This is a genomic window from Gluconobacter sp. Dm-62 (genome assembly GCF_018256155.1).
Classification (GTDB): domain Bacteria; phylum Pseudomonadota; class Alphaproteobacteria; order Acetobacterales; family Acetobacteraceae; genus Gluconobacter.
Window position 1 is genome coordinate 20,785 of record NZ_JAERLY010000006.1, and the last position, 16,584, is coordinate 37,368.

Genomic DNA, 16,584 nt, shown 5'->3' on the forward strand with positions numbered 1-16,584 from the left:
TCATGACCCCTGACCTGCCCGCAGATCCCATCTCGTCGCGGCAAATGTCCCCTGTCCCCACGCCCGCTGTCACACCGACTGTCACACTGGCTCATATTTCGGACCCGCATCTCCCTCCTCCTCCGGTTCACTGGCGTGAGGCGCTCAACAAGCGGGCGTTAAGTCTCCTGTCATGGAAAAAGCACCGCCAGTACGTTCACCTCGCGCAGACCTGTGCGGCGCTAGTAAAGGATATCGGGAGATCGGACGTAGACACGATCCTGGTCAGCGGAGATCTGACCAATTTCGGAACGCCCGGCGAATTCGCCGAAGCCGCAAGCTGGCTCGAATCCTTGCCTGCCCCCGCACTCGTCATCCCCGGCAATCATGACTGCATGGTCCGCCAGCCGGCCTCCGCCGGTTTACAGCAGTGGGAGCGCTGGTCCGACCGGCAGTATCCGTATGTCCGCATCCAGAATGGCATTGCGATCGTCGGCGTCAATTCGGGCATTGCGACAGCCCCGTTCATGGCCTGCGGACGCGTCGGGCACAGACAGCGCGAGCGACTGGAAGCCCTCCTGGAACAGCTGGGTCGGGAAGGCCTGTGTCGGGTCGTGATGATCCACCATCCGCCGAAACGTGGCCTCGTCCCCTGGCGCAAGTCCCTGCTTGATCATCGTGAGGTCGCGGGCGTCTTCAGGCGCGCAGGGGCAGAAATCGTCCTTCACGGTCACTCCCATGACGCGACCCTGACCCATATTGCCGGAACCGACATTCCGCTGCTTGGTGTGGCGTCTGCATCTCTGACGGATGACCGTCCGCATCGGCAGGCCTGCTGGAATCATCTGAGCATCCACCCATATGAGAAGGGCTGGAAAATCGATCTGGCACGTCACCGGCTCGATGGCTCGGTCAGTGAGCGGGCGTCGTGGAAGCGTTCAGGAAGGACAGTTGCGTGAAACAGCGGGCCCATATTCTGGACCGGTATCTGCTGACACAGATGGCGCCTCCATTTGCGATCGCGCTGCTGGCGATGCTGGTTGCCCTGCTGCTCGAACGCCTGCTGTCTCTTTTTGACTATCTGGCCTCTGCAGGCAGTTCGCTTGCTACCTGCATCACCCTCCTGACCGATCTTCTGCCCCATTATTTTGGCATTGCCCTGCCAGCGGCTCTCTGTATCGCGGTGTTTCTCACCATTCGCGGCATGAGCGACAATAACGAGATCGATGCGCTTCAGGCCGGACGGGTTTCGCTCATGCGGATCAGCCGTCCGTTCATGATCGTGGGGCTTCTTCTGGGCGCCGCAAGCGTGTTTCTGTATGGTTATATTCAGCCCGTGGCCCGATATGATTACCGCGCCGGGTTCTATTTTGCGGAGCATACCGGCTGGGCCCCGCATCTTCAGGCAGGAATGTTTGCCTCCACATCCAGCAAAGCCGTTATGACTGCCGACAGCGTCAGCCATTCCGGCACCCGCCTGAGACGCGTTTTCATCCGCGAGGTGAATGCCAATGGTGTGGCTCATATCATCACGGCCAGAACCGGCGCACTGACCATTTCGGAAAAAACCCGCAGTACACGCCTGGATCTGTGGAACGGCGAAATCGTGGACGATCCGTTTCAGGCGGCCAAACCTCACAAGCCAACTGTGACCCATTTCGAACATGTCGTCCGTGTCATCGACCGGCCAAACAAGGAAACGACCTTCCGTTCCCGCGGGGCGGACGAGCGCGAACTGACGCTGTTCGAACTGGCACATGATCTGCGGTATGGGTTGCCCGGCATTGAATACCGCACACTTCGTGCCGAAATGGATTTCCGTATGGCCCGCGCCATCGCCATCCCCTTCATTCCGCCGCTGGCGGTCGCACTGGCCATCAGCGCCCGACGCAGAAAATCCGTCTGGGGCCTGATCGCCGTAGCCGTGATCCTGATCGGCTTTGACCAGACAATCATGTTCGGACACAGCCTGGCCTCGACCGGGCGCCTGCCGATCTGGCTGGCGATCTGGGTGCCGGAAGCCGTGTTCTGTATAGGGTGTCTGGCTGCCCTGCTCCGTCGATCCCGCGGGTCCTGGCGTCGCCGCAAGCTGACACGGGCTTCTGCATGACCGACTCTGCCCATCACATGCCGCGCTTCGTACTGATCAGGGCGCTCAACCGTGCCCTTCTGGGACGGTTCATGCTCTGCGGCGCCGTGCTCGTCTCCCTGCTGGAAATCCTGGCGCTTCTGGAAAAAACGACTCCAATCCTGAACCGCCATCTTGGCGTGCGCGGGATCCTGACATTCGCGTTTCTGCACCTGCCTGCCCTGAGCATCGATATCCTGCCGCTGGCTTTCATGGTGGGTGCTCTGTTTCTCCTCACACAGATGACGCTATCGAGCGAAATCTCGGCGCTGAGGGCTGCCGGGCTTTCAACGCCGGCACTCTATCGCCTTCTCCTTCCAGCCGTACTGATTGCCGGCATCGGCGGAACCTGCGCGCAGTACTGGCTTGTCCCGACCTGTGAGAACGCTCTCACGACATGGTGGAACCGGACGGATCCGCTGGCCGGACAGGAAGGACAGCCCGAGGACGATATCCTCTGGTTTCGAGCAGGTCCGACGCTGGTACGGATCGGACAGATCGCCCAGGGCGGCTCTTTTCTGCGGGACGTAACAATCTATCACCGGGATGGCACGGGCCTGTTGACCGGGACCGAACATACGAATGTCCTGATCTACAAGGACGGCCAGTGGCATCCTGATGGCGCGCAGGACCTTTCCCTTTCAGACGACAAATCGTTCGTCAATGTCACAAAGGGTGACAACACTTTCATCATCCCTGCCACGCCGTCAGCCATCATGACGCTCTCGCAAAACGGTGCATTTGTGACACCGGGTCAGATCAGCGCCATTCTTCACAAGGGCGCACCAGCAAGTCTACCAAGGGCAACATATCGTATGGCCCTCTTCGGAGGCATGATTTTACCCATTGAAATTGCAGTAATGCTTCTATTGACGCTCCCGGTGATCTATATCCCACCCCGTGCGGGACTTCGAAATCCGCTTCCGGTGTATGTGCTTGGCGCCGGAATGGGCTTCGTCATCCTGCAGGGAATGATTTCCGCACTTGGAAACGCGGGCACACTACCAGCACCACTTGCTGTCAGTGTCGGGCCGTTGCTGGGCGCCCTTCTGGGGCTGACCTGGCTTTTGCGGATGGAGGAACGATGAGCAATTTCAACGCACCGTGGCGCAACATGTCCGCCATCCGGACAGGTCGCAGCTTCGATCTGGGAAAGATGAACCTCTCGCAATTGTGGTTCGCTTACCTCACCTACCCGACAATCCTGCTCTATTTCGCGCTGATCGCAGGGGCCGCCTGGGCGGCCCTGCATTTTTCGACTGCCCTGTGGACGACGCTCATTCCCGTTCCCGTCGTGATCGTGGTCTATCCGCTGGCCTGGTATGCGATTCACCGCTTTATCCTTCACGGGCGCTGGCTGTACCGCAATCACTGGACGGCCTCGCTGTGGAAGCGCATCCATTTCGACCATCATCAGGACCCGCATCTTCTGGACGTGCTGTTCGGCTCTCCGCTGAACACGGTGCCGACCATGGCCATCATCACGATGCCGATCGGTGGTCTGATCGCGGGCTGGAGTGGAGCGTTCTGCGCCCTTTCAACCGCGCTGATCATGACCTGCATTTACGAGTTCTTCCACTGCATCCAGCACCTGGCCTACAAGCCGCGCTGGAAATGGGTCGCGGACATCAAGCAGCTGCACGTCCTGCATCATTTCCACGACGAAGACGGCAATTACGGCATCACGAACTACGTGCCGGACCGTCTGTTCAGCAGCTTCTACCGCGAAGCCCGCGACCGACCCCGCAGCAAGCATGTGTTCAACCTCGGCTACGACATCGAGGAAGCGCACCGCTATCCGTGGGTCATGGACCTGACGGGGACGCCCCCGAAGGACCGTCCCGACGGTGCCCGCCCGGCATCATCCCGCACGGCCCCCGACCGTAACCGCGCGGCATGAGCCTTCCGGTTCTGGTGCTCGCCGGCTCCCGGGACGGCGAGAATGACGTACTCGCAAAACTCGGGCAGGTCTCCCACAAGGCGCTTCTTCCCGTTGGCGGTCAGCCCATGCTGGCCCGCGTGCTCGACACCATCGCCCACACGCCCGGCCTTGGCCCTGTCACAATCAGCATCGAAAACCCGGACTGCATAAGGGATCTGGCAGGCAATGCCACGATCCTGCGCTCCGCGCCGTCCCCCAGCGAAAGCGTTGCCCAAGCCATCGCGTCCATCGGCACGCCCTGTCTGGTGACGACAGCCGATCATGCGCTCCTGCGGCCGGAATGGATTCAGGAGTTCCTCGCTAAGGCACAGGGCTGCGATCTTGCGGCCGGTGTGGCACTCCGCACGACGGTTGAGCGCGACGTGCCCGGCACGAAACGCACCTATATCCGCCTGTCGGACATGAGTTTTTCAGGCTGCAATCTGTTCCTGATTGGCACGCCAAAGGGGCGGAACGTCATCGAACTATGGAAGCGCCTTCAGCAGAACCGCAAGCGCCCGCTCCGGATGGCGCTGACGCTGGGTCTTGGCACGTTGCTGCGCGCCGTGACGCGCACACTGGACTCCACAGCCCTGTGCCGCCGCATCCAGACCCTCACCGGCGCCAGCGTCCGTCTGGTGACGCTGTCAGACGGCCGCGCGGCGGTCGATGTGGACAAGCCGTCCGACCTGACGCTGGCTGAACAGATTCTGGCCCAGACGACCCCATGAAAATCGCCTACATCATCAATTCGCTCGAGTGTGGCGGCGCGCAGCTTCCCATTCCGGATATTGTATCCGTTCTGAAGGCCCGCGGCGGGGACGTGACCGTCTTCGCACTGGCCCGCAAGGACGGCCTGGCCATCCCGCTGGTCGAGGCCGCAGGCATTCCCGTCCGCGTCCGTGAAGGCACAACGCGCGACCATATCGCAGCCTATCGCTGGCTGCGCGACGAGATGGAAGCCTTCCAGCCCGACCTGATCTGGACGTCCCTGAGCCGTGCAACACTTCTGGGACAACTCGTCGCCCTGCGCCACAAAACACCAACAGTCCACTGGCAGCATTGCGGACGCCTGAAGAAAGCCAATGCGTTCCTCCTCAGGCTGTGCCGCCCCTACACCACGCTCTGGGTCGCCGACTCCCAGTCCGTCATCACCTTCGCCGCCAAAGAACTCGGCCTCAGCGACAATTTTGTAGCCTGGCCCATTTTCCGCGCCGATCCCAATGCGCCGCTGGCAACGCCCTGGCAGAACGGCGAAGTCGTGCGCGTCGGTTCACTGGGACGGCTGAATCCGGTCAAGGCTTACGATATCCTCTGCGAGGCCGTGGCCCTGCTGAAGGACCATCCCGACCTGCCACCGTTCCGTCTTCAAATTGCAGGCGATGGCCCCCTGCATGCCGCGCTTCTGGCCCGCATCGCAGACAAAAATCTGCCGATCGATCTTCCGGGCTATACGTCAAAACCCATGGATTTCCTGAAAACCCTACACCTTTACGTCCAGTCGTCGCATTGGGAGGGCATGTGTGTTGCCGGGCACGAAGCCATGACCTGCGCCCTCCCGGTTGTCGCAACCCCCGCTGGGGAGCTGCCATCCAGCATTCTCGACGGCGAGACGGGGCGCATCGTGCCGTTCGACAACGCCCCTGCCCTAGCAGCAGCTCTGGCGGACCTGATTGGCAGACCGGCCGACCTTGCGGCAATGGGCGAACGCTCCCGCGAGCGGGTTCTGGAGCGCTTCGGCCCGGAAGCCTTCACCCGCAACGGCAACGCCGTACTGGACCGTATTCCGGGCTTCTGAACGCCCGGAATACACGTCCTTCAGGCACCGAAGATCCGGCGCTTCATGTTCAGCAGATCCCGCTTCGGCCCGATCCCGATTTTCTTGACGTCGATCAGCGTCACCTGCCCGGCTGCGGAGAGCGTGTGCATGCCGTCCGGAAAGCGCCGGCGCAGGGTGGCCGGAATGGAAACCGTCAGCCCGGGCGTGACTTTCGGCAGTTCACGCTCCAGCCCCTCAATCTCCAGAAGCCGAATGCCGCGCCCATAAGTGCCCTGGCAGTCCTGAGTCGGCAGGATGATCTTTCCATCCACGACAACCGGCGTGCCCCCGGGGCGCGCACCTGCACGGTCATTCAGGAAAAGCCCGAGATTCTTCCAAGGCCCCGTCAGCGTGTCCGCCACGGAAATATTCAGCAGGCTCTGGCGCTCGGCCTTGCTGCCTGCAGGCGTCCAGAACATCCACCAGCGACCGGCATAATGAAGAGGGGTCGCATCGATTGCCGCTTCGGGGAAATCAAAAGCCTCGACCCGCTCCCACTCATGCGGAAATGACCTCGCACGGTAGAGCGAAAGACGCCCCGACGCACTTGCCTCGGGCAGCATATAAACCGCACCCTCATGCTCGAACACGAACGGGTAGGACAGGTGCCAGGGCTCTTGCAGAACGGTTTCGCGCGACAGCATCCGCCCCGTACCGTCATAGATCAGGACCTCGATCGTCCCTTTCGGGCTGCGGTAGTCGAAGGCCTCGGCAAAGACATACAGCTTCCCGTCACGCCAGACTCCGAACGGGTCCGCCAGAAAACGATGGTCTCCGATATCGGGCAGCGTCGTGATGGGAAAACCGTTCAGACTGGCCGCCTCGACAACCTCCGCCAGAGGCGCGTGAACGATGGCGCAGCGCCAGTGATCAGTTCGCAAAAATGGCAAGGGGTAGTCTCCCGCAAAAATACCGCTTCAAAAAAACCTGTCGGGGCAGACGTAGAGCGCAGATCGGGGCAGGATGGAACCATGAGTGAGGCTCTTTCCGCAATTTCCGCAGACATCTCCTGCGGCCTACCTGAAACGCAACTGGCCATCCGCCGCGCCGTTCTCGGACTCTGCCGGACAATGAACTGGGCGGCCATCAATGAATTTTCCCTCCCCGCCGCAGGGCGCAGGGCGGACATTATGGCGCTGCTGCCCGATCATTCCCTGACCTGTATCGAGATCAAATCCGGCCTGCGCGATTTTCAGACCGATCAGAAATGGCCCGAATACCGCGACTGGTCCGACCGGCTGTTTTTCGCGGTGGATGACGGTTTTCCCGCAGACCTCATCCCGCCGGATGTGGGGCTGATCGTCGTCAGCGTGAGCGCCGTTCCCCCTGCCCTGCGGGACAGCGTTCTGGCAGAATGCACGATCATCCGGGAGCCAACGCTCCACAGGCTCGCTCCCGCCCGCAGGCGCACCCTGATGCATCTGTTTGCGACCACAGCCGCCAGCCGGCTCATGAGCCTTGAAGACCCCGCCATCACGGCGTCCCTCCGCGCCGCACGGCGCACAGACTAGGACTGTTCCATGACTTTCGATCCGATTGCCGTCCGCCTCGAAGCCGCCCGCAGCGTCGTCCGCGACGCAGCCCAGCTCGCCCTCTCCCTGCGCCCCGCTCCGGGCGGCCCGAGCGGAACCCTCAAGGGGCGGCAGGACTATCTGACCGAAGCGGACGGCGCCGTCGAAGCCCTCGTCAGCCGCCGCATCCAGGAGCTTTTTCCCGAAGACGGTTTTCAGGGCGAGGAAAACGGCACCACACGCGAGGGCGGTTTCCGCTGGGTCGTGGATCCGATCGATGGCACCTCGAACTATGCGCGTGGCCGGGACCGCTGGTGCGTCTCGCTTGGCCTTCTGGAGGGTGATGAGCCCGTCGCGGGTGTGATCGAAGCCCCGGCTCTGGGTGAAGTCTTCACGGCCCGGAAGGGCAAAGGCGCATTCCTGAACGGCAAGCCCATCAAGGCCTCCCCCATCACCAATACGCAGGAAGCCATGATCGAAATGGGCTGGTCCTCCCGCGTTCCGGCCGGCGTTTTCAATGAAAAAATCGCCGCCATCATGGCGCTGGGCGCAATGCCACGTTCGGGAGGTTCCGGCGCGCTCGCGCTGGCGGATGTGGCATGTGGCCGCTCCGACGGTTATCTGGAAATCGTCATCCAACTCTGGGATGTCGCGGCCGCACTGGTCATTCTCGCGGAATCCGGCGCGGCTGTATCGCCCTTCCTCCAGACCGGCGGCCTGACGGGCGGTGCGACTATCCTTGCAGCCGCACCCGGCGTCGCACAGGCTCTCTCAGCCGCGGTTGACGTGGAAATCTGACATCCCCCTCGCCCCGCACTCGTGATTTGGCCGCATTTGGCGCATAGTGCGGGAAACATCTTTTCGATGACAGCAGAAGGTATCCTCCATGACCCTGTCCGGTCTCCTGCGTATGACTACGCTCGTCGCCTCGGGCTGCATCGCCCTGTCAGCCTGCTCTGATGCGCCCCAGACCACAGCCAGCCAGCAGCAGCTCGTGGTCGATCGCGCCACGCTGGCCGTGCAGGATCTCTTCACGGGCACCACACCCGCGTCACGCTCCCAGAAACTTCTGGCGCAGGCCAAGGCCGTCATGGTCTGCCCGTCCGTGCTGAACATGTCGTTCGGGATCGGCGGCTCTGGTGGCCGCTGCGTACTGCTCAGCCGCGATGCGCGGGGCTCATGGTCCGATCCGGCGTTCTACCGTCTGAGCACGGCCTCGCTGGGACTACAGGTCGGCGTTCAGAGCGCGGAAACCATCCTGTTCATCATGTCCCAGCGCGGCATTCAGGCTATTCTGGACAGCCAGTTCAAGTTTGACGCCTCCGCTTCCGCATCCTTTGCCAGCATCGGCACGGGTCTGGAGGACAGCACGGCCGGCGCCCACAATACCGATATCTACGCCGCCCAGAAGAACGAAGGCCTGTATGCGGGTGCCGCGCTGGGTGGCTCGAAGTTGACGGTCGATAGCGGTGCGAACCGCGCCTATTACAACCAGACGGTCGGCCCCGAAGACATCGTTGTAACGATGCGCGTCAACAATCCATCCGCCGATCCGCTGCGCCGCGCTCTGATGTCGGTCGCCCAGACTCCGGCAGCATCCACGGTCTCGTCCCGTGTGACGCAGGCCGCCGCCACAGCACGCAACACCGCCGCGCAGGACGTTGTGGGCAACAGCCCCTACCCCACGACCTATGATGCCTCCCGTCCCTATTCGGCACAGGCCACCGGTGTTCAGAGTCAGAGCCTTGCTCCGTTGAAGCACTAATACACTGTCCCGCCCTCTCTCCGGAGGGTGGGACTTCAGTTCGGGTTTGCGGGTGCCGCTGTCAGATGCGCGTGATAGGCGCGGATGTTTTTATCCTGATCGGCGAGCGTCTCGGCAAAATTATGCCCGCCCGTCCCCGACGCCACGAAATACAGCATTTTCCCGTCCGCCGGATGCGCAGCCGCGTCCAGCGAACTCTGCCCCGGCGAGCAGATAGGGCCGGGGGGCAGTCCCGCCTGTAGATAGGTATTGTACAGCCCCGGTGTCTGCAGGTCCTCATGCGTCAGGGGCGCGTCCAGCGTGCCTGCGCCATTGCTCAGGCCGTAGATCACGCTCGGATCCGTTTGCAGTCGCATACCCAGTTTCAGACGGTTCAGAAACACGCGCGCCACCATGGGCCGTTCGGACGGCACAGCCGTCTCACGCTCGATCAGGGACGCCAGAACCAGCAGTTCCTGCGGAGACTGGACCAGCCCGTCCAGCGCCTCGACATTCCGTCCGTCCCAAGCTGCGGCGAGCTTGGCCGCCATCATTTTCTGTAATTTTTCTGCCAGAGCCTGACGCTGCGTTCCCCAGACATAGGAGACAGTCTGCGGAAAAACCGTCCCTTCCGCGAGCGTCGGCAGATCACCGCTCAGTGCGGGGGCCTTGCTCAGAATGGCTGTGATTTTGGCCGCCGTCAGACCCTCAGGGATTGTCACCTGATGGGAGACGGGTTTGCCATGACGGAGGATCTCAAGGACATGCGCGACAGAAACCCGGGAGGGAAACTGGAGTTCCGCCGCATGGATCTGGCCGTCACGATGCGTCAGAAAGGTCGCAATCCGGAAAAAAGTGCCGGAGGCCCAGGTCGGGGAAAGAATTCCATCGTCCTGAAGGGCTTTCGTCACACGGGCATTGTTGCCGTGCGGAATAACGAAAGTCTTCGGGTCCTGTAGCGGACCCGGATCAGTATAATGACCGTACCCCGCAGCCAGTCCGGCCACGAGCAGAAGCGGCGCCCCGAAGAGCGCCAGCTTGCGGCCAGCCTTTGGAGGAAGAACGAGCTTCCGCGGTTCTTCGCTGTCAGACTGGCCTTCAGACATTAAAAACGAACCCTTCCTCAGTCCTTGAAGCGCTTGAGGATGATGCTCGCATTCGTCCCGCCAAAGCCGAAGCTGTTGGACAGGGCAACGTCGATCTTGCGCTTCTGCGCCACATGCGCAACGCGGTCGATCACGCTTTCACGCGCCGGGTTGTCCAGGTTCAGCGTGGGCGGCACGATACCGTCACGGATGGCCTGAAGGCAGAAGATCGCCTCAACCGCACCGGCCGCACCCAGAAGATGGCCGATGGCCGACTTCGTGGAGGACATGGCCAGACGCTTGGCGTCATCGCCAAAGAGGCGCTCGACCGCATCAAGCTCAAGGTCATCCGCCATGGTGGAGGTGCCGTGAGCGTTGACATAATCGATGTCGGCTGTGGTCAGGCCACCGCTGTTGCGCAGCGCGGCCTTCATGGCACGGAACGCACCGTCATGTCCCTCGGCCGGAGCCGTGATGTGATGGGCGTCGCCGGACATGCCGTAGCCGCCGATCTCGCCATAGATTTTCGCACCACGGCGCTTTGCGTGCTCAAGCTCTTCAAGCACGACCACACCAGCACCCTCACCCATGATGAAGCCGTCGCGATCCTTGTCCCACGGGCGCGATGCCTTGGTCGGATCGTCGTTGGAGCCGGTGGAGAGCGCACGGGCCGAGCAGAACCCGGCAATACCGAGCGAGCAGATAGCGGCTTCCGCACCGCCAGCCACCATGACATCAGCGTCGCCATACTGGATGAGGCGTGAGGCGTCACCGATGGCGTGAACGCCGGTCGCACAGGCCGTCACGACAGCATGGTTCGGTCCCTTGAATCCGTAGCGGATCGAAAGGTGACCGGAAATCAGGTTGATCAGCGCCGCGGGAATGAAGAACGGCGACAGACGGCGGGCCTTGCCGCTCGAAACCGTCAGGGCACCGTCATAAATCGTCTGGAGACCGCCGATACCCGAGCCGATCATCACGCCTGTGGCACAGCGATCGTCCTCGTCCTCAGGCTTCCAGCCTGAATCCTCGACAGCCTGAATGGCTGCGGCAAGGCCCAGATGGATGAAGCGATCCATCTTCTTCTGGTCCTTAACCGGCACCCAGTCGGACAACGTGAGACCACCTTCCGCCGTCGGGCCGTCCGGAACCTGTCCAGCGACCTGGGCAGGAAGTTCGGAAGGATCGAAATGCGTGATCCGGCCAATGCCGGACTGTCCTTCGATCAGCCGCTTCCATGTCAGTTCCGCGCCCACAGCCAGTGGGCTGACAACACCGATACCGGTTACGACGACACGCCGCCCGTTAGTTGCAGTCCCGCTCATCGATGCCTCTTGTCTCACGTTATGTCCGGGTCTTGCAGTCGGGCCTCATGAAAAGCCCGACTGTTCTTCCGCCTTGTCTGGCAAGACGGGCATCCGGAGCCGGAAAACCGGCTCCAGTCAGCCTCAGGCTGCTTTCTGCTTTTCGATATAGTCGATGGCATCCTTGACGGTTGCGATCTTCTCGGCTGCATCTTCCGGGATTTCAACGGAGAAAGCTTCTTCGAAAGCCATGACCAGCTCGACCGTATCGAGGCTGTCAGCGCCCAGATCGTCGATGAACGACGCGTCCGGCGTTACCTTGCTTTCGTCCACACCGAGGTGCTCGACAACGATCTTCTTTACCTTGTCAGCAATATCGCTCATCTGTCTGTTCCTTATGCCCATCCGGGACCCTGTTGCCCGTCCGGTGCGTTACATCAAAACTCGTACTGCCGTCTGCCAGTCCGGAAGCCCGGAGATCCCTCCCGGGCAGAGCCACCCCCGTCAAAGGGGAAGCATTGCCGCCGGAAGAACCGGACATCAGCCTCAAGCAGGCCGGGCAAAGCAGCGCGCGATTAGCATGCTTTAACCAAAAAGGCCAAGCATTCACACCATCGCCATGCCACCATTGACGTGCAGGGTCGTACCCGTGACCCATGCCGCCTCATCGGAAGCCAGATATACTACTGCGGACGCCACGTCACCAGTATTCCCCATCCGACCGAGCGGAATGGACCCAACCAGCTTCTCACGGACAGTTTCCGGCAGCACATCCGTCATCGGCGTAGCAATGAAACCGGGAGCCACGACATTGACCGTGACACCACGCGGACCGGCTTCCTGCGCCAGAGACTTGCTCATGCCCACGATGCCGGCCTTGGCGGCGGCGTAGTTGGCCTGACCGGCATTACCCGTCGTGCCTACCACGGATGCGATGGAGATGATGCGCCCCGCACGACGGCGCAACATGCCTTTGAGGGCAGCGCGCGCCAGACGGAACGGGCTTTCCAGATCCACGGTCAGAACCTGCGACCAGTCACTGTCCTTCATGCGGATGGCGAGCGTATCGCGCGTCAGGCCGGCATTGTTGACCAGAATATCCAGCGGAGCCCCCGCAACAGCTTCGGCCTTGGCGACGAGGCCGTCAGCCTCGGCAGGGTCTGACAGGTTGGCGACGGCGATATGGGCGCGCTCGCCCAGGCTGTCAGCCAGTTCCTGCAGGGCCGCTTCGCGCGTGCCGCTAAGCACGACCGTTGCGCCCTGTTCATGAAGCTGGCGGGCGATCGCAGCGCCGATGCCGCCTGATGCGCCCGTGACGAGGGCCGTCTTGCCGGTAAGAGAGAACATGATCGGTTGTCCTTAAAGGGTCTTGAGCAGGGCTTCGATTTCCGCGGGCGTTCCGGCATTGCTGGTCGCCAGTTCCGGCGCGATACGACGTGCCAGACCGCACAGGACCTTGCCTGCACCGAGTTCATGCATGTTCGTCACACCCATCGCCACCATAGCCTGCACGCTTTCGCGCCACCGTACGGTGCCCGTCACCTGCTTCACGAGAAGCTCGCGGATGGTTGCCGGATCGGTCACCTTGGCTGCCGTGACATTGGCAATGACGGGAACAGACGGCGCATTCAGCGTGGCGGTTGCCAGCGCTTCTTCCATCTCGCGCGCGGCCGGGGCCATCAGCGAGGAATGGAACGGCGCGGAGACCGGCAGCTTCACGGCGCGCTTGATGCCATGCTCCTTGGCGACGACGATGGCGCGATCAATCGCGCTCATCACACCTGACACCACGATCTGGCCACCACCATTGTCGTTGGCGATCTCCAGCGTCTCGCCCTGGGAGGCCTCATCGCAGATCGCACGGGCCTGAGACGCATCCACACCCAGAAGAGCCGCCATACCGCCCTCCCCGGCCGGAACGGCGCGTTGCATGGCCTGACCGCGCAGACGCAGCAGACGTGCACCTTCGGCAATGCCCAGCGTACCAGCAGCGGCAAGCGCGGAATACTCGCCCAGCGAATGCCCGGCCAGCAGGGCAGCCTTGTCTGCAAGCTTAAAGCCGCCTTCGCTTTCCAGCGCGCGCACAGCGGCCAGCGAGACCGCGAACAGCGCGGGCTGGGCATTTTCCGTCCGTGTCAGCTCATCCGCATCACCAGTGAACATCAGGCGCGACAGATGATCGCCAAGCGCCTCATCCACTTCCTGAAAAACGGCACGGGAGGATGCAAAAGCTTCGTGAAGGGCCTGACCCATCCCGACGGACTGGCTCCCCTGTCCGGGAAAGACGAACGCGTGAACCGACATGGATCCCCCTGCTGGCAGTGAATTTAAGGTTTCGCGTGATGCGTCCTCACGGTCCATCTGTCAAATCCCGCGTCAGTTTTTACGCTTGAGCGTAAAAAATTCATCCGTCGGCACTTTCACACGGATCATGGAAAATGGCCTGTCAGAGCGGAACACGGTCCCGGCCTGATAGTCCTGCGGCCGGAGAATGAACGTGTAAGGCACGGACCCCTGATTATCGACCAGAAGCCGCGCCGCACCGTTTTCCACGGCCTCAAACCGCGCGCCTGGGGCCACATCGACCTTCAGACGATGCGCATCCGGGGCCAGAAAAGCCAGAACTACACCGAAAAAATCGCTGATGGAGGCATTGATCTCTCCAAGCCATACCTGCGCCTGCTCTTTCGTAAAAGACGGCGTTGGCAAAGGTGCAACTTCAATCGCCAGTTCAAGCTGGACCTTTCGGTCGGACGGCAGGGTCAGCAAAACGGGCGGATTTTCAGCCAGAAGCGCATCCGAACGGGGAAAATGCATCCCGCGGTCCTGCCCGACGAAAAGCGGGATATCGCCACTTTTCGCATGAAGCACGACATGCGCCTCTGACGGCACGGCATGATCGGGCAGGATGTCTCCCAGAAAATGCAGCGAAAGGTCCTTCCGGGCCTGCTCCGGCAGGCGGTCGAACCGCTCATAAACCCAGTGGATACCTTTGTAGCTGCCGACACGCATGGCGTGCTGTCCGGTGACAGTCACGGTCTCCGTTGTCTGGGCAAGAGTGACGGAGAGCGGCATGCAGACAAGAGCTGCAAACAGGACCGCACCAGTAATGGCTTTTCTCAAACCCCGCTCCTCATACCGCGCGACATCATGACAAATGATGACTATCCGATCTTCTGCATCACGATCAGGACCTGTGGCAACCGCACGGGGTTGTCCATGTATTCGATCAGGCGAAACAGGCCACCCCAGGCCTTGATGATATAATTCCGCGGTATAATCGCCTCGCCATAATGCGCGCCTGGTTGCGGCGGTTTCGACGACGCTGCATGCAGGAAACGTCCGGCCTCGAACTCCGCATTGGCGCGGGCCTCATCGATAAAGCTGTCGGCGCAGACTTCGTGCCAGGGATGCTCCAGCCTGATTCCGGAAGCGCGCTTGAGGCGCTGCTCCGCACAGAAGGCGATGAACCTCCGGCTCTGCGTGGTCATGACCAGCATCCCGCCCGGTTTAAGCAGGCGATGGAACTCCCGCACCCAGTGCCCGGCCAGAAACTCATCCAGATGAGAGAACACGGACCATGACGTAATCAGGTCAAAACTTTCGGGCATCAGGAGTGTGGGCGGAACAAGACCGCAGCCCAGAAAGTTGAGCGCCGGATTGGCCCGTCGCGCGGCCATAAGAAAGCGGTCCGTCGTCTCCACACCATACAGATTGGACGCGCGGATATCTTTCATGAAGAGCCGTGCAATACGCCCCCACCCACAGCCAAAATCCAGCAGCGTCGTCTCCGGCCCGACCGGTCGCCCCGCATAAGCGCAATATGCTTTGATTTCCCGAAAGAAGACATGCGCCTCATGGATGGAAATTTCTCCATGATGCCCATGGATTTCCCGCTGAAGGTCATCCGGCGGGAAGGCAGGCATCGGCACACCCCGGATTTCAGGAATGTGGACGGACGACACCAGGACCTGAAGCCATTCCTCGTCGCTGATACCACCAAAGGTATCAAAAACGGCGCTAATGCATTCCGATTGGTTCATTAATTCCCGCCAAAGACCTGTCGTAACGTTTATTTAACGCATCCTCGCAGGCACGGAAACACATGACCAGAGCATGGTTATGAAAATCGCAGCAGCTCTCACGAGCGGCTTCCATCCGCATTGACACAATCCCGTGTCACTTTTGAGAAACGGGCGGTTTTTTGTGGAATGCATAAAATAAAGGAGCGATTGTTCCCGCCGTCATGGCAGTCACATGCTGGTGACGGACAATCGAAGGATCTTTTTTCAATGTCCCTTTCTGGAAAAGTTGCCGCCGTTACAGGCGCGGCCCAAGGTATCGGCAAGGCCATTGCCCTCCGTCTGGCCAAGGACGGCGCAGACGTCATCCTGCTGGACGTCAAGCAGGACATTCTTGTTCAGACGGCCAAGGAAGTTGAAGCTCTCGGCCGCCGCGCGGTCGCACTCACGGCCGATATCAGCAATCGTGACCAGTTCGCCACGACCTTGAGCGAAGGCGCGAACACACTGGGTGGCCTGGACATCATGGTCAACAATGCCGGCATCTGTCAGGTCAAGCCGGTCCTGGACATTGAACCTGCCGAAATCGAAAAGATCTTCAGCATCAATGTGCAGGGCGTCCTGTGGGGCATTCAGGCAGCAGCAAAAATTTTCAAGGAAAACGGTACGAAAGGCAAAATCATCAATGCCTGTTCGATTGCCGGGCATGAAGGCTACCCGCTTCTGGGCGCCTATTCTGCAACGAAGTTCGCTGTCCGCGCCCTGACACAGTCCGCCGCCAAGGAGCTGGCCTCCTCGGGCATTACGGTCAATTCCTACTGCCCCGGCATTGTCGGCACGGATATGTGGGTGACGATCGACAAGCGCATGGCCGAAATTACCGGCACGGAAGTTGGTGCAACTTACAAGAAATATGTCGAGGGCATTGCTCTTGGTCGGGTAGAAACCGGGGACGATGTCGCAGGTTTCGTCGCCTATCTCTCCAGCAGCGACGCCGATTATATGACAGGCCAGTCCGTCCTGATCGACGGTGGTCTCGTTTTCCGCTGAGACCAAAAAAAGGGGGGGGGC

18 protein-coding genes are annotated in these 16,584 nt (G+C 61.1%); 10 read left to right on the forward strand and 8 right to left on the reverse strand.

Going from position 1 to position 16,584, the window contains the following annotated elements:
• Nucleotides 1-2: 2 nt before the first annotated feature.
• Genes JK202_RS08100 through JK202_RS08125 form a run of 6 tightly spaced genes read left to right on the forward strand, consistent with a single transcriptional unit; the run spans nt 3 to nt 5,826 of the window.
• Nucleotides 3-938 (forward strand): metallophosphoesterase, encoded by a 936-nt coding sequence (locus JK202_RS08100; protein ID WP_249199816.1) that lies wholly within the window; start codon nt 3-5, stop codon nt 936-938.
• On the forward strand, nt 935-2,089 hold the full coding sequence (locus JK202_RS08105; protein ID WP_211560011.1) for an LptF/LptG family permease: 1,155 nt from the start codon (nt 935-937) through the stop codon (nt 2,087-2,089). The genes JK202_RS08100 and JK202_RS08105 overlap by 4 nt, the downstream gene beginning before the upstream one ends.
• Nucleotides 2,086-3,195, forward strand: a complete 1,110-nt coding sequence (locus JK202_RS08110) for an LptF/LptG family permease (RefSeq protein ID WP_211560013.1) — start codon at nt 2,086-2,088, stop codon at nt 3,193-3,195. The genes JK202_RS08105 and JK202_RS08110 overlap by 4 nt, the downstream gene beginning before the upstream one ends.
• The gene (locus tag JK202_RS08115; protein WP_211560015.1) at nt 3,192-4,007 is read left to right on the forward strand and encodes a sterol desaturase family protein; all 816 of its coding nucleotides are present in this window, start codon (nt 3,192-3,194) and stop codon (nt 4,005-4,007) included. Before JK202_RS08110 ends, JK202_RS08115 begins: the two co-directional genes overlap by 4 nt.
• Nucleotides 4,004-4,759 carry an NTP transferase domain-containing protein gene (locus JK202_RS08120; protein WP_211560017.1) on the forward strand — a complete coding sequence of 252 codons (756 nt, stop codon included), beginning with the start codon at nt 4,004-4,006 and terminating at the stop codon, nt 4,757-4,759. The genes JK202_RS08115 and JK202_RS08120 overlap by 4 nt, the downstream gene beginning before the upstream one ends.
• Entirely contained in the window at nt 4,756-5,826 is a 1,071-nt protein-coding gene (locus tag JK202_RS08125) for a glycosyltransferase (RefSeq protein ID WP_211560019.1), read from the forward strand. The genes JK202_RS08120 and JK202_RS08125 overlap by 4 nt, the downstream gene beginning before the upstream one ends.
• A gap of 20 nt (nt 5,827-5,846) precedes the next feature.
• Here JK202_RS08125 and JK202_RS08130 read toward each other — a convergent pair whose 3' ends face one another.
• Nucleotides 5,847-6,737, reverse strand: a complete 891-nt coding sequence (locus JK202_RS08130) for a hypothetical protein (RefSeq protein ID WP_211560021.1) — start codon at nt 6,735-6,737, stop codon at nt 5,847-5,849.
• A gap of 81 nt (nt 6,738-6,818) precedes the next feature.
• On the opposite strand from JK202_RS08130, the gene JK202_RS08135 reads away from it, so the two are divergent.
• The 3 genes from JK202_RS08135 to JK202_RS08145 all read left to right on the forward strand — a co-directional run bounded on the left by JK202_RS08135 (nt 6,819) and on the right by JK202_RS08145 (nt 9,123).
• Nucleotides 6,819-7,358, forward strand: coding sequence for an MmcB family DNA repair protein (locus JK202_RS08135; RefSeq protein ID WP_211560023.1), 540 nt, complete (start codon nt 6,819-6,821; stop codon nt 7,356-7,358).
• A 9-nt stretch (nt 7,359-7,367) separates the two neighbouring features.
• Complete coding sequence (locus JK202_RS08140) at nt 7,368-8,156, forward strand: inositol monophosphatase family protein (RefSeq protein WP_211560026.1); 789 nt, start codon at nt 7,368-7,370, stop codon at nt 8,154-8,156.
• Between the two features lie 88 nt (nt 8,157-8,244).
• Nucleotides 8,245-9,123, forward strand: coding sequence for a lipid-binding SYLF domain-containing protein (locus JK202_RS08145; protein ID WP_211560028.1), 879 nt, complete (start codon nt 8,245-8,247; stop codon nt 9,121-9,123).
• A 35-nt stretch (nt 9,124-9,158) separates the two neighbouring features.
• On the opposite strand, the gene mltG is transcribed toward JK202_RS08145, so the two are convergent.
• From mltG to JK202_RS08180, 7 genes are all read right to left on the reverse strand, one after another.
• Nucleotides 9,159-10,208 (reverse strand): endolytic transglycosylase MltG, encoded by a 1,050-nt coding sequence (gene mltG, locus JK202_RS08150; RefSeq protein WP_211560030.1) that lies wholly within the window; start codon nt 10,206-10,208, stop codon nt 9,159-9,161.
• A 17-nt stretch (nt 10,209-10,225) separates the two neighbouring features.
• Nucleotides 10,226-11,512, reverse strand: coding sequence for a beta-ketoacyl-ACP synthase II (gene fabF / locus JK202_RS08155; RefSeq protein ID WP_211560032.1), 1,287 nt, complete (start codon nt 11,510-11,512; stop codon nt 10,226-10,228).
• Nucleotides 11,513-11,635: 123 nt separating this feature from the next.
• Nucleotides 11,636-11,875: an acyl carrier protein gene (locus JK202_RS08160; protein WP_011253554.1), complete on the reverse strand. Its 240-nt coding sequence runs from the start codon at nt 11,873-11,875 to the stop codon at nt 11,636-11,638.
• Nucleotides 11,876-12,097: 222 nt separating this feature from the next.
• Nucleotides 12,098-12,838: a 3-oxoacyl-[acyl-carrier-protein] reductase gene (gene fabG / locus JK202_RS08165; protein ID WP_211560034.1), complete on the reverse strand. Its 741-nt coding sequence runs from the start codon at nt 12,836-12,838 to the stop codon at nt 12,098-12,100.
• Between the two features lie 12 nt (nt 12,839-12,850).
• Nucleotides 12,851-13,795, reverse strand: coding sequence for an ACP S-malonyltransferase (gene fabD, locus JK202_RS08170; RefSeq protein WP_211560036.1), 945 nt, complete (start codon nt 13,793-13,795; stop codon nt 12,851-12,853).
• 72 nt (nt 13,796-13,867) lie between these two features.
• Nucleotides 13,868-14,614: a hypothetical protein gene (locus tag JK202_RS08175; RefSeq protein ID WP_211560038.1), complete on the reverse strand. Its 747-nt coding sequence runs from the start codon at nt 14,612-14,614 to the stop codon at nt 13,868-13,870.
• A gap of 41 nt (nt 14,615-14,655) precedes the next feature.
• Nucleotides 14,656-15,534, reverse strand: a complete 879-nt coding sequence (locus JK202_RS08180) for a bifunctional 2-polyprenyl-6-hydroxyphenol methylase/3-demethylubiquinol 3-O-methyltransferase UbiG (RefSeq protein ID WP_211560048.1) — start codon at nt 15,532-15,534, stop codon at nt 14,656-14,658.
• Nucleotides 15,535-15,783: 249 nt separating this feature from the next.
• On the opposite strand from JK202_RS08180, the gene JK202_RS08185 reads away from it, so the two are divergent.
• Nucleotides 15,784-16,563: an acetoin reductase gene (locus JK202_RS08185; RefSeq protein WP_211560050.1), complete on the forward strand. Its 780-nt coding sequence runs from the start codon at nt 15,784-15,786 to the stop codon at nt 16,561-16,563.
• Nucleotides 16,564-16,584 lie beyond the last annotated feature (21 nt).

What these genes read in the sequence shown, in the direction of transcription:
- fabD (WP_211560036.1), bottom strand. Translation starts at nt 13,795, where the DNA reads ATGTCGGTTCACGCGTTCGTCTTTCCCGGACAGGGGAGCCAGTCCGTC.
- JK202_RS08140 (WP_211560026.1), top strand. Translation starts at nt 7,368, where the DNA reads ATGACTTTCGATCCGATTGCCGTCCGCCTCGAAGCCGCCCGCAGCGTC.
- JK202_RS08100 (WP_249199816.1), top strand. Translation starts at nt 3, where the DNA reads ATGACCCCTGACCTGCCCGCAGATCCCATCTCGTCGCGGCAAATGTCC.
- JK202_RS08110 (WP_211560013.1), top strand. Translation starts at nt 2,086, where the DNA reads ATGACCGACTCTGCCCATCACATGCCGCGCTTCGTACTGATCAGGGCG.
- JK202_RS08135 (WP_211560023.1), top strand. Translation starts at nt 6,819, where the DNA reads ATGAGTGAGGCTCTTTCCGCAATTTCCGCAGACATCTCCTGCGGCCTA.
- mltG (WP_211560030.1), bottom strand. Translation starts at nt 10,208, where the DNA reads ATGTCTGAAGGCCAGTCTGACAGCGAAGAACCGCGGAAGCTCGTTCTT.
- JK202_RS08125 (WP_211560019.1), top strand. Translation starts at nt 4,756, where the DNA reads ATGAAAATCGCCTACATCATCAATTCGCTCGAGTGTGGCGGCGCGCAG.
- JK202_RS08160 (WP_011253554.1), bottom strand. Translation starts at nt 11,875, where the DNA reads ATGAGCGATATTGCTGACAAGGTAAAGAAGATCGTTGTCGAGCACCTC.
- JK202_RS08185 (WP_211560050.1), top strand. Translation starts at nt 15,784, where the DNA reads ATGTCCCTTTCTGGAAAAGTTGCCGCCGTTACAGGCGCGGCCCAAGGT.
- fabG (WP_211560034.1), bottom strand. Translation starts at nt 12,838, where the DNA reads ATGTTCTCTCTTACCGGCAAGACGGCCCTCGTCACGGGCGCATCAGGC.
- JK202_RS08115 (WP_211560015.1), top strand. Translation starts at nt 3,192, where the DNA reads ATGAGCAATTTCAACGCACCGTGGCGCAACATGTCCGCCATCCGGACA.
- JK202_RS08180 (WP_211560048.1), bottom strand. Translation starts at nt 15,534, where the DNA reads ATGAACCAATCGGAATGCATTAGCGCCGTTTTTGATACCTTTGGTGGT.
- JK202_RS08120 (WP_211560017.1), top strand. Translation starts at nt 4,004, where the DNA reads ATGAGCCTTCCGGTTCTGGTGCTCGCCGGCTCCCGGGACGGCGAGAAT.
- fabF (WP_211560032.1), bottom strand. Translation starts at nt 11,512, where the DNA reads ATGAGCGGGACTGCAACTAACGGGCGGCGTGTCGTCGTAACCGGTATC.
- JK202_RS08145 (WP_211560028.1), top strand. Translation starts at nt 8,245, where the DNA reads ATGACCCTGTCCGGTCTCCTGCGTATGACTACGCTCGTCGCCTCGGGC.